The organism is Candidatus Nitrosopumilus sediminis, assembly GCF_000299395.1.
Taxonomy (GTDB): domain Archaea; phylum Thermoproteota; class Nitrososphaeria; order Nitrososphaerales; family Nitrosopumilaceae; genus Nitrosopumilus; species Nitrosopumilus sediminis.
Window position 1 is genome coordinate 1,023,677 of the sequence record NC_018656.1, and the last position, 15,615, is coordinate 1,039,291.

General features: G+C 33.8%; 21 protein-coding genes. 11 read left to right on the top strand and 10 right to left on the bottom strand.

Annotation, left to right across the window (positions count from 1 at the left end; all coding sequences use genetic code 11):
* The first annotated feature begins 15 nt into the window (after window positions 1–15).
* From NSED_RS06250 to NSED_RS06265, 5 genes are all read left to right on the top strand, one after another.
* Window positions 16–1,866 (top strand): HAMP domain-containing sensor histidine kinase, encoded by a 1,851-nt coding sequence (locus NSED_RS06250; protein ID WP_014965408.1) that lies wholly within the window; start codon window positions 16–18, stop codon window positions 1,864–1,866.
* Window positions 1,867–1,943: 77 nt separating this feature from the next.
* Window positions 1,944–2,084, top strand: a complete 141-nt coding sequence (locus NSED_RS10525; protein ID WP_016940279.1) for a hypothetical protein — start codon at window positions 1,944–1,946, stop codon at window positions 2,082–2,084.
* A 40-nt stretch (window positions 2,085–2,124) separates the two neighbouring features.
* Window positions 2,125–3,546, top strand: a complete 1,422-nt coding sequence (locus tag NSED_RS06255; protein ID WP_014965409.1) for a TldD/PmbA family protein — start codon at window positions 2,125–2,127, stop codon at window positions 3,544–3,546.
* A gap of 3 nt (window positions 3,547–3,549) precedes the next feature.
* Window positions 3,550–4,143 carry a uracil-DNA glycosylase gene (locus tag NSED_RS06260; protein WP_014965410.1) on the top strand — a complete coding sequence of 198 codons (594 nt, stop codon included), beginning with the start codon at window positions 3,550–3,552 and terminating at the stop codon, window positions 4,141–4,143.
* Window positions 4,127–4,684: a DNA-3-methyladenine glycosylase gene (locus tag NSED_RS06265; RefSeq protein ID WP_014965411.1), complete on the top strand. Its 558-nt coding sequence runs from the start codon at window positions 4,127–4,129 to the stop codon at window positions 4,682–4,684. Before NSED_RS06260 ends, NSED_RS06265 begins: the two co-directional genes overlap by 17 nt.
* Here the strand turns inward: NSED_RS06265 and NSED_RS06270 are convergent.
* Window positions 4,681–5,313, bottom strand: a complete 633-nt coding sequence (locus NSED_RS06270; RefSeq protein WP_014965412.1) for a VTT domain-containing protein — start codon at window positions 5,311–5,313, stop codon at window positions 4,681–4,683. The genes NSED_RS06265 and NSED_RS06270 overlap by 4 nt on opposite strands.
* A 90-nt stretch (window positions 5,314–5,403) precedes the next feature.
* Here NSED_RS06270 and NSED_RS06275 point away from each other — a divergent pair, with 90 nt between their 5' ends.
* Both NSED_RS06275 and NSED_RS06280 read left to right on the top strand, forming a co-directional pair.
* Window positions 5,404–5,778, top strand: a complete 375-nt coding sequence (locus tag NSED_RS06275) for a hypothetical protein (protein ID WP_014965413.1) — start codon at window positions 5,404–5,406, stop codon at window positions 5,776–5,778.
* Between the two features lie 128 nt (window positions 5,779–5,906).
* A complete protein-coding gene (locus tag NSED_RS06280) occupies window positions 5,907–6,194 on the top strand; it encodes a hypothetical protein (RefSeq protein WP_014965414.1) in 288 nt (95 codons plus the stop codon).
* 1 nt (window position 6,195) lies between these two features.
* Here the strand turns inward: NSED_RS06280 and NSED_RS06285 are convergent, their stop codons facing one another.
* Complete coding sequence (locus tag NSED_RS06285) at window positions 6,196–7,134, bottom strand: ABC transporter ATP-binding protein (protein WP_014965415.1); 939 nt, start codon at window positions 7,132–7,134, stop codon at window positions 6,196–6,198.
* Window positions 7,135–7,216: 82 nt separating this feature from the next.
* On the opposite strand from NSED_RS06285, the gene NSED_RS06290 reads away from it, so the two are divergent.
* Both NSED_RS06290 and aspS read left to right on the top strand, forming a co-directional pair.
* On the top strand, window positions 7,217–7,729 hold the full coding sequence (locus NSED_RS06290) for a transcription elongation factor NusA (RefSeq protein WP_014965416.1): 513 nt from the start codon (window positions 7,217–7,219) through the stop codon (window positions 7,727–7,729).
* A 2-nt stretch (window positions 7,730–7,731) separates the two neighbouring features.
* A complete protein-coding gene (aspS, locus tag NSED_RS06295; RefSeq protein WP_014965417.1) occupies window positions 7,732–9,018 on the top strand; it encodes an aspartate--tRNA(Asn) ligase in 1,287 nt (428 codons plus the stop codon).
* Window positions 9,019–9,070: 52 nt separating this feature from the next.
* Here the strand turns inward: aspS and NSED_RS10530 are convergent, their stop codons facing one another.
* Window positions 9,071–9,226 carry a hypothetical protein gene (locus tag NSED_RS10530; RefSeq protein ID WP_016940278.1) on the bottom strand — a complete coding sequence of 52 codons (156 nt, stop codon included), beginning with the start codon at window positions 9,224–9,226 and terminating at the stop codon, window positions 9,071–9,073.
* Between the two features lie 341 nt (window positions 9,227–9,567).
* Between NSED_RS10530 and NSED_RS06300 the strand changes: the two genes are divergently transcribed.
* A complete protein-coding gene (locus tag NSED_RS06300) occupies window positions 9,568–9,816 on the top strand; it encodes a hypothetical protein (protein ID WP_014965418.1) in 249 nt (82 codons plus the stop codon).
* Window position 9,817: 1 nt separating this feature from the next.
* Here NSED_RS06300 and NSED_RS10980 read toward each other — a convergent pair whose 3' ends face one another.
* Window positions 9,818–9,949: a hypothetical protein gene (locus NSED_RS10980; protein ID WP_272942429.1), complete on the bottom strand. Its 132-nt coding sequence runs from the start codon at window positions 9,947–9,949 to the stop codon at window positions 9,818–9,820.
* Window positions 9,950–10,110: 161 nt separating this feature from the next.
* Between NSED_RS10980 and NSED_RS06305 the strand changes: the two genes are divergently transcribed.
* Entirely contained in the window at window positions 10,111–10,386 is a 276-nt protein-coding gene (locus NSED_RS06305) for a hypothetical protein (protein ID WP_014965419.1), read from the top strand.
* Between the two features lie 483 nt (window positions 10,387–10,869).
* Here the strand turns inward: NSED_RS06305 and NSED_RS06310 are convergent, their stop codons facing one another.
* The 6 genes from NSED_RS06310 to ilvN all read right to left on the bottom strand — a co-directional run bounded on the left by NSED_RS06310 (window position 10,870) and on the right by ilvN (window position 15,611).
* Window positions 10,870–11,628 carry a hypothetical protein gene (locus NSED_RS06310; RefSeq protein ID WP_014965420.1) on the bottom strand — a complete coding sequence of 253 codons (759 nt, stop codon included), beginning with the start codon at window positions 11,626–11,628 and terminating at the stop codon, window positions 10,870–10,872.
* A 142-nt stretch (window positions 11,629–11,770) separates the two neighbouring features.
* Window positions 11,771–12,154, bottom strand: coding sequence for a nuclear transport factor 2 family protein (locus NSED_RS06315; protein WP_014965421.1), 384 nt, complete (start codon window positions 12,152–12,154; stop codon window positions 11,771–11,773).
* Window positions 12,155–12,251: 97 nt separating this feature from the next.
* Window positions 12,252–12,395 (bottom strand): hypothetical protein, encoded by a 144-nt coding sequence (locus tag NSED_RS10535; protein ID WP_016940277.1) that lies wholly within the window; start codon window positions 12,393–12,395, stop codon window positions 12,252–12,254.
* 176 nt (window positions 12,396–12,571) lie between these two features.
* Window positions 12,572–13,585, bottom strand: coding sequence for an isocitrate/isopropylmalate dehydrogenase family protein (locus NSED_RS06320; RefSeq protein ID WP_014965423.1), 1,014 nt, complete (start codon window positions 13,583–13,585; stop codon window positions 12,572–12,574).
* 32 nt (window positions 13,586–13,617) lie between these two features.
* The gene (locus NSED_RS06325; RefSeq protein ID WP_014965424.1) at window positions 13,618–15,132 is read right to left on the bottom strand and encodes a 2-isopropylmalate synthase; all 1,515 of its coding nucleotides are present in this window, start codon (window positions 15,130–15,132) and stop codon (window positions 13,618–13,620) included.
* A complete protein-coding gene (gene ilvN, locus NSED_RS06330) occupies window positions 15,129–15,611 on the bottom strand; it encodes an acetolactate synthase small subunit (protein WP_016940276.1) in 483 nt (160 codons plus the stop codon). The genes NSED_RS06325 and ilvN overlap by 4 nt, the downstream gene beginning before the upstream one ends.
* Between the last annotated feature and the right edge of the window lie 4 nt (window positions 15,612–15,615).

The window sequence follows — 15,615 nt, forward strand, 5'->3', positions numbered from 1 at the left end:
AGTAAGACATACTTTTTGGTATCGATATTAATTTTTGTAGCAGTGTTAAACTTATTCTTATTTTATCAAGATACCAGTAGTGATTCAAATCAGTCAATCTCAATCCTCAAAATAGCAGATGTAAAGGTAAATTCCGAAGTTATTGCGACATCAGCAATATCAGTAGCTAATGGAAACATGGAAGACAAAGAAATTCTAGAACAAAAAATTCAGAGTGTTGAAAACACAATTAAAGCAATCAAGTCTGGAGGAGTAGTTGATGGGCAAACAATAGAAAAAATTCCTTATTCGTTAAATTCGGAATATGAAAAAATTACAATTTCTTGGAAGAATTTTAAAGATTCAACACGCCAAATTGAAAAAATAACAGTTTTTGATCAAGAAGCATTAAGTGCAATTAATTATATTTTAAGAAAAAACAATGACTTGGTTTTAACAGCAAATGAACTCAATAAAGAAATAGAAGGTTTAGACAGGGATTATTCTAGACACAAAGAGATAGTCAAAGATCTACTCGAATGCAGTAAGATCATAGGACAACAGACATTATTGATTTCAATTGGAGAAGGCACCAATACTCAAGAAGAATTAAAAAATAAGAGGTTACAATTTGATATAGGTCTTAGAAAGCTATTGCAGATATCCACTTTAGATTTGGATGTTCAAAGTGTAGGAGCAGAACACGAAGAGTTAATTCCATTGCCAAGAGAAAAATCCAATTCATTACGAGAACTAGACCCATTGTGGGAATCAATGCAGCCGAAAATCATGATTTTAGAAGAGCGTGTATTACTTTCCCCAGAGTTCAATATAGCTAAGAATGAAATGATTGAAAACAAAGAAGTGTTTTATTCAGACATTGACAGTGTTCTTCAAAAATGGAGTACGCAAATTGTTGAACATAAATCTGATGATTTGATAGTTGTTCAAACCATTCTAGCAGTAGACATAGGTATTTTCTTCATAGTTCTATTTATGATCAGAAAATCATTAAATCCATTTGAAGCAATCATTCAAGCCATATCAAAGATTAAGGAGGGAATGTATGGAGAAACGATACAATATTCAGGAAAAGACGAAGTAGGGCAATTAGTTGAGAATTTCAACATCATGTCAAAAACAATTAAAGAAAAAGAAGAAGAAGCAAAAAAAACAGATATTGCAAAAGATGAATTCTTAGCTATGATTACTCACGAATTAAAAACACCTTTGGTTCCAATTCAGGGATATTCAGATATTTTACTTAGTGAGCATTTAGGAAAATTGACGTCAAAACAAAAAGAAAGAATACGCATCATCAAATCAAGCTCTGAAACGCTACTCTCAATGATTTCAGATTTACTGGATGCACAAAAATTAGAATTAGGACAATTGAAAATGACAAAAACAATTAGCGGAATTAGAGATACGGTAGATAAAGCTATAAAACCATTCAAAATAGAAGCAGAATCAAAAAACATAAAAATTTTTTCAGAAGGGGAAAATATTCAGATAGTGCACGATTCAGATAGAATCTCTCAAGTGATAGCAAATTTGATCAGAAACAGCATCAATGCAATTCAATCAGACAAAGGAGAGATAAAGATCAGCATAGAAGATAATCCAAAAGAAGTAATAGTGCATGTCAAAGATGATGGAATAGGAATACCACAAGACAAACAAAATGATCTATTTAAAAAATTCTACCAAGTAGATGCCACGCTGACCAGAGAGCGTGGGGGTAGTGGGTTAGGATTAGCCATTTGTAAAGGAATTATAGATTATCACTCTGGAAAAATATGGGTCAGCAGCACACCCAATCAGGGAGCCACATTTTCATTCTCACTCCCAAAAGAAATCCCAGACAAAAACAAAACTCCACTATAATCTACTTAAAGAAAACATACTTTCAGAACTAAAATCTCTCACACTCTTGACAAAATGGATATTTTGATAATCAAAGCATGAGTGAAATTAAGAGTAAAAATACAGAGTTTTACAATAATTGCACTCAATATTTTGAATTTTTACGTAAAAAAGGTACTACAGATTATGATTTTGAGGATGAATACTATTTCACCATGCCTGCAATTTCAAATCATTAGATAGCAGAAGACTTACGAGTCACTCAGAATTGTAGATAATGTGGATTCAAGATTACTAAATTTAGCAGATAAGGCAATCAAATATTCAGAAAAGTTAGGACTCCAGTACTGTGATGCCAGGGCAGAACAGCAAAAACGAAAGTCGGCATTAATAGAAAATAATGAGACAGAGCACGTCAGAATAAACGACGATGTTGGAATAGGCATAAGAATAATCAAAGACGGAATGTGGGGATTTTTTTCAATTACAAATCCAAAATCATTTGAACAAATCAAAGAAAGCATGGATTATTCAATTAAAAATATCAGCAACAGATCAAAAAGTCAAAAAAATAAAGTTGATCTTTATCCAAACATTCCAAAAAAAGTAAAAATAGATTTTCCAGTTTTAAAAAAACCATCATTAGATAAAATAATTAGTTTAGGAATTGAATGTAATAAAATCATTTTAGAAACACCCAAAATCATAAAGTCAGTTATCAATCCATGGTATACAGTTAATTCAAAATATTTTGTAAATACAGAAGGTTCTGAAATTCAACAAAATTTTACTGATGTGGTAATAGAAATGACAGCAACAGCTCATGAACAGGGAATTACACAATCAATAAACATTACTGAAGGGGGAAGAGGAGGATTAGAACAAATAACTAATAAAAATAAAGTTCAACACAGTGCAAAAGAGATTGGTGTTAAAGCAGCGCAATTAACAAGTGCAAAGCCAATCAAAGAAGAAAAAACAACCGTTATCATGAATCCAGATTTTGTGTCATTGCTCACACATGAAATACTAGGACATCCATCAGAAGCAGACAGAGTGTTAGGAAAAGAGATGGCATGGGCAGGAGGAGCATGGTGGAAAAACAAACTTGGAACCAAAATAGCTTCAGAGAATCTAAATGTCTTTGATGATCCCACAATAAAAGAAAGTTTAGGATGGTATTACTTTGATGATGAAGGAGTAGAGACTAAAAAAACTACCCTAGTCGAGAAAGGAATTTTAAAAAACCACATGCAAAATAGAGAGACATCAAAAATATTCAATTCTATACCTACTGGCAACATGAGAGCAACAAATTATCGATTTATGCCTCTAATTCGCATGGCATGTACATGCATAGGTAATGGAGATTGGGAAGTAAATGAAATGATCAAAGGAGTCAAGCATGGATATTTGATTTCGAATATGAAAATTCCTTCAATAGATATGAAACGATACAATTGGAGCATATCTTGCCAATATGCACAAAAAATCGAAAATGGAGAAATCACAGACATGTTAAAAGATGTCATAGTCATGGGTACAGCCCCTGAATTTTTTGAATCAATTGATGCATGCGGTAATGATTTTACTATAAGACCAATAACTAATTGTGGAAAAGGAGATCCAATGCAATCAATGATAATGGGTAATGGAGGTCCAACAATAAGAGGAACTGCAACAGTGAAAAGTGTGAATTAGAAAATGAGTCAAAAATTACAAGTTATCAAACAAGAGGTCATAGGATGTGAAAAATGTGATCTATGTAAAACTAGAACAAATTCAGTTCCAGGCAAAGGGAATTTTAAATCAAATGTAATTTTTGTGGGAGAGGCACCAGGGAGGAATGAGGATAAAAATGGAGAGCCATTTGTAGGAGTTGCTGGAAAAAAACTCTCAGCGGCATTAGATGAGGCAGGGGTTTCAAGAGAAGACGTATACATTACAAACATTGTAAAATGCAGGCCTCCAAATAACAGAGTTCCAACCTCAACTGAAAGAGAAACATGCCAAGAATATTTGAAACAGGAAATAGCAATCATCAAACCCAAAATAATTTGTGTTTTGGGAAACACAGCATTTAATTCACTTTTAGGAGGATCAGAGATTACTAAATTTAGAGGAAAACTCGTTTTAAAAGAAAATCAATTGTATTTTTTAACGGTTCATCCAGCAGCTACGATTTACAATCAAGAACTAATCAAAGTGTTAAACAAAGATATTTTAAAATTATTTCATTTAATAACAGAGTTAAAAAATAACAAAAAAGTTAAGATAGATATTGACTATACTTCCTAGAGAATTTTATTCAAAAGATACAGTTACTGTAGCAAAGAATCTTTTAGGGAAAAAAATTGTCAGAAAAATTGGCAAGGATAAAATTTCGGGAATAATTACAGAGACAGAAGCATATAGACACAGAGATGACCCTGCAAGTCATGCATTTACAAAAATTACAGAAAGAAACAAGGTAATGTTCGAAGAGGTAGGAACAGCGTACGTATATTTTACATATGGAATGTATTTTTGCTTTAATGTTGTAGCCCGAGCACCAAAAACAGAGGCAGGTGCAGTACTTATTCGGGCAATTGAGCCCGAAAAGGGAGTAGACATTATGCAAAAAAATAGAAGCAGGGCAGATTTGAAAAATCTTACCAATGGTCCAGGAAAACTAGCACAAGCACTTAGGATTACAAAAGAAGATTATGGGGTAGATTTAACAAAAAGATCAAAATTATACATTACAGAGGGTGTAAAGCCAAATAAAATAATTGCATCACCAAGAATCGGAATCACTAAGGCAGTAGAAAAGTTATGGAATTTTAAAATAGAAATTTAATCTTTGTTGTTTTCATCTAATGTCCAAGGGGCAAACTTTCCAAGAATCTTTGCCCAATCTAGTCTCAATAGTAATATAATCACACTAGTCATCATGACGCCAAAAATAATTATACCAATGTAAACAGGAGTTGCATCATCAACATTTTCAAGGAATGGTTCTACCAAAGACAACCCCAAATGATGAGAGATAAATACAATTGAATAACTTAGAACAATTTTACCAGTCAGTGTCGCAACAAAGAATCTTTTAGGATTGTATTTGGCTAATCCAAGAGGAACATAAACTAAATCGTCAGGAATAGGAGTTGCAGCAGCAAAAAATGCAGCTCCTGCACCATATCTTTTGATCAATCTTTCAAATGGACGCATTCTTTTTCGAGTTTTTTCATTAATTATTTTTCGTCCTCCATAGCTAACATAGAAAATGATTTGTTTGGCAACAGTTGCAGTAATTGCAGATACCAGTGCCAAAATATGTAGATCATATTGATCCCCTACAGACATAGTTGCCAGAAGTAAAAATCCAGGTAATGGTACAAAAGGTATCAAAGAACCAAAGAAATTCACAAGAGCTAAAAGAGAATAACCTACATCAGGTGCAAAAGGAAATAAATCAACAAAATCCACAAATCAGACTATTTTCGGGCGTTATTTAATTAAATCTGGAATCAATCACTTACCATTCATTAAAATATCATCTTTTTAGAACACTATCAAATGTCAAAAAAAGATTTTGAGAAAATTTGTGATACCATAGCAGGAATTAGCCCATTCATTAGATTTGTAGGCGTAATTGGAGAGAGTGGAAATTTGCTGGCCTATAAAAGAAGACCAGACTTGCTTCCGCTTTTAAATGAAAAAGATACCCAGTATCAATTCTCACATATTGCAATAAAGACAGATTTGGAAGGATTCTTTGATAAGAATTTGGGAGAAATTGAATTTGTTTGGGAAGAGAGAAAAAAGGTTCAAACTATTTCGTTTGCAATCAAAAAGAATAGAGTGTGGATTTCAATTGATAAAAAAGTCATCAGATCGGAAATGCTAAGAATTATCGATTCATGCTTGCCAATTGTAAAAAAATTCTCATAATACATTGAAGTGTCCTTATTGCGAAATTGATTTGGATTCATTAAGCATGACAGACGGGTTAAAGCACATACTTGAACATAAAAAGAAAATACAAAATTAACTTATTTGAGTAATTTTTAATTAAAAATATGGAAGAATCAGATGAGATTCAAAAATTAATTGACGAGATAAGTTTTAGAAAATCAAATTCCAAAAATTATGAAAAAATGAAAGCGATAGAAATCAGTAAAGAGTTAAGGGACATTATGAAATTTGAGCAAGAATCAAACAAAAAAATCGAAGAGTTTGGAAAAACTCATGAAAATCAAGAACTGGTAGAATATGCAAAAATAATTTCTAGAAATACAACAGCAAGAGAAATTGCAGAATTACAGGAAACATATTTGAAAAAAATTGATGAAGAATTTTTAAAATGAATTATTTTTCATCTTCATATAACCAGCATCGGACATAACCAGTTTCAGTTTTAAATTTGGGTGGGAGTTCTTTACATTTTTCAACAGATAACGGACATCTTTCAAGGAATCTACATTGTGTAGGAGAATCAAGTAAGCTGGGAGGGATTCCTTTGATGTATTTTGGAGTATTGCCATTTAATGTTGGGATAGACTCCAAAAGTCCTTGCGTGTAAGGGTGTTTTGGATTTTTGTAAATTTCCTCCGAAGAGCCAAATTCTACCATTTGTCCACCATACATAATACCAATTTTGTCGGCAATTTCAGATAAAACTGCCAAATCATGCGTAATTAACATAAATGACATGCCATCTTTTTTCAGGGATTTTAGTAAATTGATAATCTGAGCTTGGATTAAGACATCTAATGCAGTAGTAGGTTCATCTGCAATTACAAATTTTGGTTTTAGCAGTAAGGCCATAGCAATGATTACTCTTTGTTTCATCCCACCACTTAGTTCATGAGGATATTTTTTTAAGACATTTTCATCAAGGGAGACTGAATTCATTGCGTCTGAAATAATTTTTTTTGAATCGCCTTCATATCCATATTGTTTGAGAATCTCTAAAAATTGTTCACTTATTGTAAATACAGGATCCAAAGAATTCATCGCACCCTGAAATACCATAGAGATTTTTTTCCATCTGAATGAATCATCAAAGTCGGACTCACTCATATCCAATATAGAATGACCATCAAAGATGATCTTTCCTTGTGTAATTCCACCCGAAAGCATTCGAATTAAGGACAAGCCCAAAGTACTTTTTCCACATGCACTTTCACCAGCAATGCCAATTGATTCACCGCGATTTAATTCGAAATCGACATCATCTACGGCATAAACTGGTCCTTTTGATGAGGAATATGTGGATGATAATCCATCAACTTTTAGAAGTGCCATAATAATCTCAGAACCGAACTATGATTTTTGTTTTGCACTAAGGGATATAAACAACATTATCAGAATGAAAAAGTCGATTCAAATGAAATTACCAATTTGTGGCTTTGATGCAAAAAATGCAATTCTTTGCCCTCAGTGTGAAAGCAAGGTAGAATCAGGAAAATTGACAAAAGCAGATGTAGATGCATCAATGAATCTTGCAAATATTGCAAAGTCAAACAAAGAAATTGAAAATTTTACACTATATTCATGCAAAGAATTTGATGGGAATTTTGTATTATCATTGGCAAAAAATGACATAATGATAATCAGACAAAGCCGTACACTATATCGAACCCTACAGGAGCGTTTTAATGGAAAAATTTGGCTTGTGGAGGCAGATGAGACAGATAAGCGATTTATCGAAGATTTGTTCTTTCCAACTAAAATTTTATCAATAAATGCGGTTTGGGCGCCAGGAGGGATTCAAAAAACCAAGGCAGTAGTTTCAGGCAAATGGACTCCAAAATTTCCAATAGATACAGAAAAAGTGGTTCAGATAGTCAAGAATGCCCGAAACCTTGACATTGAGATAGAATTTGAGGATAAAAGATAGACATGGTTTTTGTAAAAACCCACGACATTTCGGAATTAAATGAGGAATTGATTGGAAAGCAAGTTGTGTTAGGGGGATGGATTGAAGATTTAAGAAAATTAGGAAAAATGTCATTTATCACATTGCGTGATGTTTCAGGTATTTCACAAGTAATTGTCAAAGGGGAATTAAATGACAATCTTGGAGAGATTAATCGCCAGAGTGTTGTAAGTATTAGAGGGATTGTACAAGAGACTAAAGCTAGAGATTTTGCATTTGAGGTAAAAGCAGAAGAAATTGAAGTGTTGGGAAAAGCAATTCATCCATTACCAGTAGATCCAATAGGAAGGGTGGAAAGCAACATCGATACAAGATTAAATCATCGTGCATTAGATATGAGAAATCAAAAAACGGCATCAATTTTCAAATTACGCCATCATGTTTTGCAATCACTTAGAAAAACTTTGGCCGAAAAAAAATTCATAGAAATTACTACACCAAAAATAATTGGTAGTGCCAGTGAAGGCGGTGCAGATTTATTTTCATTAGATTACTTTGGAAAGACAGCATATCTTGCTCAGAGTCCACAATTATACAAAGAACAGATGACAATTGGATTAGAAAGAGTATTTGAGATTTCAAATTTTTATAGAGCAGAAAATTCCCACACGGGAAGACACTTGACAGAATTTACCAGTATCGATATCGAAGCTGCATTTATGGACTATGAGGACGTCATGAATGTTTTAGAATCACTTGTACTTGCAGTATACAAAGATGTTTCAGAAAAATGTAAAAAAGAACAAGAGACAATTGAACATACAATAGAAGTTCCATCTTCACCATTTGAGAGAATAACATACACTCAATGTATAGAAGAACTGAAAAAAGAAGGTGAAAAAGTGGAATTTGGAGACGACTTGCTGGATTCTCATCTTAGAATTATAGGCAAAAACCATCCAGGATTTTACTTTTTAACAGACTGGCCAATGAAACTAAAACCGTTTTACATCAGAGAGAAAGATGAAGATGCAACACTTTCACGTTCATTTGATTTGCAATATGGATTTTTAGAATTATCATCAGGAGGAACAAGACTTCATAATCCCGAGATGTTAAAAGATAGATTGAAAGAGCAAGGATTAGATCCAACACAATTTGCAGATCATCTTAAAACATTTGACTGGGGAATGCCACCACATTCAGGATGGGGAATGGGCTTGGACAGATTGATGACCACACTTATCGGAATTGATAATGTTCGTGAAGTTGTATTATACCCAAGAGATCCGGATAGATTAAGCCCATAGACATCCAAAGATCATACAACTAAAGTTATCATTGCTGCAATAATTAATGATGTCAGTACATGGTTTTCATTCTTTTTCTTTTTCTAGAATCTTTTTCATGATTTGACGACTCTAATGCATAGTTGTAGTCAGGATACAAGTTCTCAAATCTTGCTTCAACAGAATCTTCATGATCTTCTGAATCATTGGTCGAATTATTATTTGACATAGGGATTACTTCACTTGGTTTTGGGCTTTATCGAGTTGGGATTGTTTGTAATGTAGTGAAACAAACACAACTTGTCTGTGCTACACTGGCATTTCATATTTAATCCTCAAAATCATAATGATACTCCGAATCAACATCATCGTTGAAACCGTCATAATCATCCTGATCTTTTTGATTGTAACTCAATTCAAAAGTGTGTTATAATTCTAGGATATAAACAATATGTACGATTAATTCTAAAGACCATACAGGCAGATCTTACGGATTCATCTTGGCTTCAGATCTATTTTCATGGTTTGAAACTCCAATACGCTTAAGTTCATTATTCTTTAAGAAAATTCATGATAGAGCAAACAGATGCGAAAAAAGTCGTCGAAGTGATTGGAAATAATCTCATAGGGGTTTCACATGATTCAAGTAGCTTTGCAAAATTGCCTGACTCCTTTTGGGGATACTTTGCAAGAGGCCATGACAAAAAAGGAACGTTTGGAGTAATTGTAACCTATTCTGAGGAGGGAAAAGATGTGGATGAATTAATCAAAATGTACGAAGAATGGGCTGCAAAAAACAAAACCAAAAATTCAGAATGATCTATTTTGTTTCTTTGAGTAGTTTGCGATATCCTTGACATTCTTTACAAATGGGCTTTCCTTTGTATTTCGGATTACCATCAGTAATTTTTAGTGTGCCCGGCACAGCTTTGCAAATACAGCAATCTACCATACTGTTGGAACATAATGCCCAATTAATAAAAATTGATATTCTCTGAAAATAAATAAATTCAAAGAAAATAATTTAGTATAGTGTACAAATGTGATTATTGCGGATCATCTTTTGGAGACAGAATTTGTTATTTTTGTGAAAAAAGTTGTTGTACAAACTGTATGACTGATGACAGAACCCGTTGTAAAGACTGCTACATTCAAAAAAGAAAATTAAGCCCAAAACAAATCATCAAAAAAAATAAACCGTTACTAATTTTCATCGGATTGTTATGGTTGTATGCAGTATTTCCAGGACCATTCATTCCAGGACTAGATCCCAATTTTTATTTAATTTCGGCAGTAGCAGCAGTGTTAATCATGATTCCAGTAGGATTTGCCATGTTCTTTTGGTCGTTAAATCCCCCTAAATCAGACGTAAAGAAAAGAAAAGACTAGCAAAAAATCAAGTTTTTTACACTTTTTGATCTTTAACATAAATTCAAAACAAAAAATCATGAATGCAAACTATGAAGTGTTTTTGTGGATAGTCCAAAACCAGAAAAAAACACATGACGAGTACATTCAAAGAATTTCCTAGATCTCACAGACATTATTGTCACTAGATGGCAATTTGGATCATTGTTAAATATGATTTTGACGTAATAGTATTGACGAGAAGCCGTTGTTCTGCGTAGTAGAATGATAGGTCTGGAAAACACATCATGTTAGGAAATACGTCCTGGATTCAGCGTGTTTTCCATGTATCTCGTTGTTTTCAATTATAGATTATATGTAAAAAGGCAGTCTCCCCCGTTTACGAACAAAAATCTGCGTTGCACCATAGTAGAACGATGGTGAGAATTGTTGGAAATTTCTTTTTATCTAGATTTTAAAAATCAAAATCATGATAGTCTAATCTAATAAAAATAAAAAAGGGGTTTAAGCTATACAGAGTTCTATTACTTTGTGGATAGCTATTGTTCCTGAATTTGTAATTGAACCACTACACAAGTTGAGTATGTTTCCCCAGTTAGTGATTGTGTTACTATTAGAAAACAATCCGTCATTTAGAATTGTATCAAAATTCATAACTGGACCACTGTTGGTGAATGTGCCTGATGTCATGATGGTGCCGCTGTTGACTAAGTTCAAAGAGTTGGTAAATGTACCGCTACTAATTAGTACGCCATCTACACCTACTTTGATAGCTCCAGATGTTGTAATTACACCAGTGCTTGTCAAGTAACCTTCATTTTTTATAACACCTGTTGGGCCGTTAGTAATTGTTCCAGAGGATGTTAGTTCACCAATGTTCTTGAAAGGACCGCTATTTGTTATTGTACCTTTAGTGCTATCAATAACACCATTATTGGTAAATTCACCAGATGTTGTAATTACACCACCACTTGCAATGTGGATTGTTCCACGGTTTACTATAACACCACTACTAGTGACGCTACCAATGCTAAAAGTGGTATCTGAACCGATAATTAGTTTATCAGTTGGGCCAATTACAAGAGTTCCAACTACACATGTTGAAGTAACAGAGTTCCATGCTCCACCTATAGCTGGAGCATTACAAGATATTTTATCATCGACGGTAGAAACTAATGCCGATGCGTCTTGACCAGTAAAGGCTAAAACAGAAACTAATGCAACTAATACAGGAAGTATTAGAATTTGCTTTGTATTTGTCATTATACGTCTTATGAAATTTACTGTATTAACTCACGCTGACATGAATGTTGGTTTGAGGCACATGTTTGATAGTATAGTAGACAAATATGTCAATATATTGAACGTTAGATAATTGTTGAATGGTTTTTCTATCCTTTCAGTGTCAATTCAGAGATTCATTGATTTTCTCAGTATCTGTAAATTGTCGGAATTGAACTATTTTTTCATCTTTGATATGATAGACATGTGAAAAGGATACCTCAAATGATTTGTCTTTTTTTGAAATTCCCCGATATTTGCCAGTTACCATGATATGATCTTTCATGTCTCTGATGCTCTCTGGAATAGCGTGAAATTCTTTAAAGTTTGATAGCATTTTTGGAAAGTATTCTTTGAAAACTACATCTTTTCCTACAAACACTCCGCCATTTGGCATTCCTTCTGATAACTGCCATTCAATGTCATCATCACACAACTCAAGATAGGTTTCTTGGTCTTTGTTTTTGAAAGCATGATAGAATTTTTTTATCAATTCCACATTTGTCATAAACCAAATTTGAATAATCCACTAATAATTAATTTCCAACAAACAAACTCACGTCATAATCCTAGTTATTACCAACTATTCAGGCACAAAAGAGGTGTTATTTTACAACCTTTTTAAGTTCGTCATTAATTACACTTGAAAAACTTACAGATTCTGTAGATTTGCTAATCTTTTTTGATTGAATCATTCTTAATTTTTTTATTAGATCATCATCTAAAACAATTGTTATTCTTTTTCCCATGTTAATTAGATTGAGCATTTAAAATTAGTATTTATTTGACGCGGTTATGAATGCAATTTCATAATCGATTCAAATATGAATTGATTCATTTTCAAATTAAATTCCCATCAAACAAACTCACATCATAACTCTAGTTATATCGCACAATTCGTGACTGCAAGGGGGGGATTCCCTTTTTACAGATTATCTGTAATCTGTTTAGTAAATTCTGTAGTACTACTAGTTCCGCCAATGTCTTTTGTTTTCACACCAGATTTTACTAGATCAAATATGACAGATTCCAGTTTTTCTCCAACTTCAATACATTTGGAATCATTGTGTTTGTTTCCCAACCAGTCAAGCATCATCTTAATTGATAACAAAAAGGATGAAGGATTTGCAATGTTTTGTCCTGCAATATCAAAAGCAGCACCATGAACGGGTTCAAACAATGCAAAATTATCTCCAATGTTAGCAGCTGGAGCCATCCCCAATCCACCTACTACTTGTGAAGATTCATCAGATAAAATATCACCAAACAAGTTAGTAGTTACAACAACATCAAACTGCTCTGGTTGTCGAATCAAATTCATGGCACATGCATCAACATACATCTCCTCAAATGCAATATCAGGATAATCTTTAGAAACATCAGTGCAAGCTTTTGCAAACATACCATCTGTAACTCGCATCACGTTTGATTTGTGAACACATGTGACTTTTCTCATAGAGTCACGTTGTTTGGCAGTTTCAAAAGCATATCTTGCTATTCTCTTAGAAGCAGCTTCAGAAATTATTCTTAGAGCTACAGAAGAATCACCTAAGCTAAATTCTTTGCCAGTGTAAAGATCCTCAGTATTCTCTCGAACTATGACCATATCAATATCATCACGTAATGCAGGCATGTGTGGATATGACTTTGCAGGTCGAATATTGGCATAAAGATCAAGCATCCTCCTTAAAACAACAATTACATCAGCTGCACTTTCACCAACAGGGGCCTTCATACAAGCATCTGATTGTTTTATAGCAGCAACTGTTTCATCTGGAAGTGCTTTTCCAGTTTCAGATAAGGCCTTGTCCCCTGCAGATAATGTTGTAATATCAAATTTCAAATCGAGATTATCATGAATGGTATTCAAAACAGAAACTACAGATTCAGATAATTCAGGACCTATCCCATCACCAGTAATCAATGAAATTTTGTACATAACAGTATATCACATCAAGATAATTTTAGGATTTATCGTACCTGTTTTTCATGTAACAATTTTTTGAGCATGATATGATTAATGGCATCAATTACTGCTTTAACTGATGTAGTTACAATGTCTTCACCAACAGATTTTGCAGAGACTTTGTTTCCTAATGCATCTTCAACCTTTACTGTAACCTCACATAATGCACTAGAACCGCCAGAAATTGATGCTAATCCATAATCCTTAATTCTGATTTCAGAAAGCTTTCCAGTAATTTTTTGAATTGCATTTAGTGCTGCATCCACAGGTCCTACCCCATAATCAGTTCCGACATGGTCCTGACCATCAATGTTTAGTTTTACAAATGCATAAGGCATAGTTCCAATTCCAGTGGATACTGAGAATCCAGTTAGTTGAACAATTTTTTTGAGGTCTTTTTCTCCCAAGACGTCACTTGCAATAGAGAGCAACTCCACATCAGTGATCTGTTTTCCTTGGTCACCTAACACTTTGACTTTGTCTAAGATTTGCTGGGATTGTTCTTCAGTAGGTTTTACTCCATATTCAGAAAGCATTGCATTCATACCATGAACCCCTGCATGTTTTCCAACTTGAAGCCATCTTTTTCGTCCTACTAATTCCGGGCTAATCGGCTCGTATGTTAGCGGATTACTCAATACACCATGTGTATGAATTCCTGATTCATGGCCAAATGCGTTTGCTCCAACTATGGCCTTGTTAGGCTGAACAATAATACCCACAGTTTTAGAGATAAATCTTGAGGCATCGTAAATTAATTCAGATTTGATGTTCGTCTCATATTTTTGATCATATGGTAAACACTTCAATGCCATAGAAAGTTCTTCTAATGAAGCATTACCAGCTCGTTCACCAATTCCATTTATTGTAACATGTGCACATGCAGCTCCTGCATGAATTCCTGCCAAAGAATTTGCAACTGCCAATCCAAAATCATTATGACAATGAACACTTACTGGAAGTTTTGTAGCTTCTACTGTATCTTTAGTGATTTTTGCCATGTATTCAGGAGTAGAGTACCCCACAGTATCAGGAATGTTTACACGGTCTGCTCCGGCTTTTGCAACCTCGCCAAATACTTTTTTTAAAAATTCTCTATCAGTTCTAGAAGCATCTTCAGCTGAAAATTCAACTTGCAATCCACGAGATTTTCCATACTCTACTGCTTCAATTGCTTTCTCAAGAGCTTGATCTCGAGTCATTTTGAGTTTATGTTCTAAATGAATATCAGAAGTTGCAATGAATGTGTGGATGTAGTTTAATCCAGCGTCAACTGCAGCATCAATGTCTTTTTTAATAGTTCTTGTTAATCCTGCAATTTCACATGACAATCCTTCACTAGTAATCATTTTTACTGCTTTTAACTCACCTTCAGAGATTACTGGAAAACCAGCTTCAATTGCATCAACACCAAGTTCATCGAGTTTTTTGGCAATGGATAATTTTTGATCTGGAGATAAAGAAACACCAATTGTTTGTTCCCCATCTCTTAATGTTGTATCAAATATTCTAATTTTCATGCTCCGCTCCTTTGCAAAGCAGCAACACCTGTTCGTGCAACATCAAGAATTCCAAACGGTTTTGCTAATTCCTCAAATGCTTTAATTTGATCAGGAGTAGCTGTTAATTCTACCATGATAGAGTCTTTTTTCACATCATGAACTTTGCCACCATATGCATTTGCCAATTTGTTAACTTCCATGCTATCATTAGCATTACTGAGTTTTATCTTAAAAAGGCTAAGTTCACGAAATACTGTTTTGTGCTCATCTAAATGCTCGACTTTTACAGTGTCAATCATTTTATCAAGTTGCTTTACAATCTGATCAATTCGCTTTTCATCGCCATATGTAGTGATAGTCATTTTAGAATAATCAGGATTTTCAGTTGTTCCAACTGAAATGCTATCAATGTTGAAGTTTCGAGATCTGAAAAGATGAGTCACCTTAAACAAGATACCAGGTTTGTTTTCAACTAAAATAGAAAGAATTGCCCACATAATC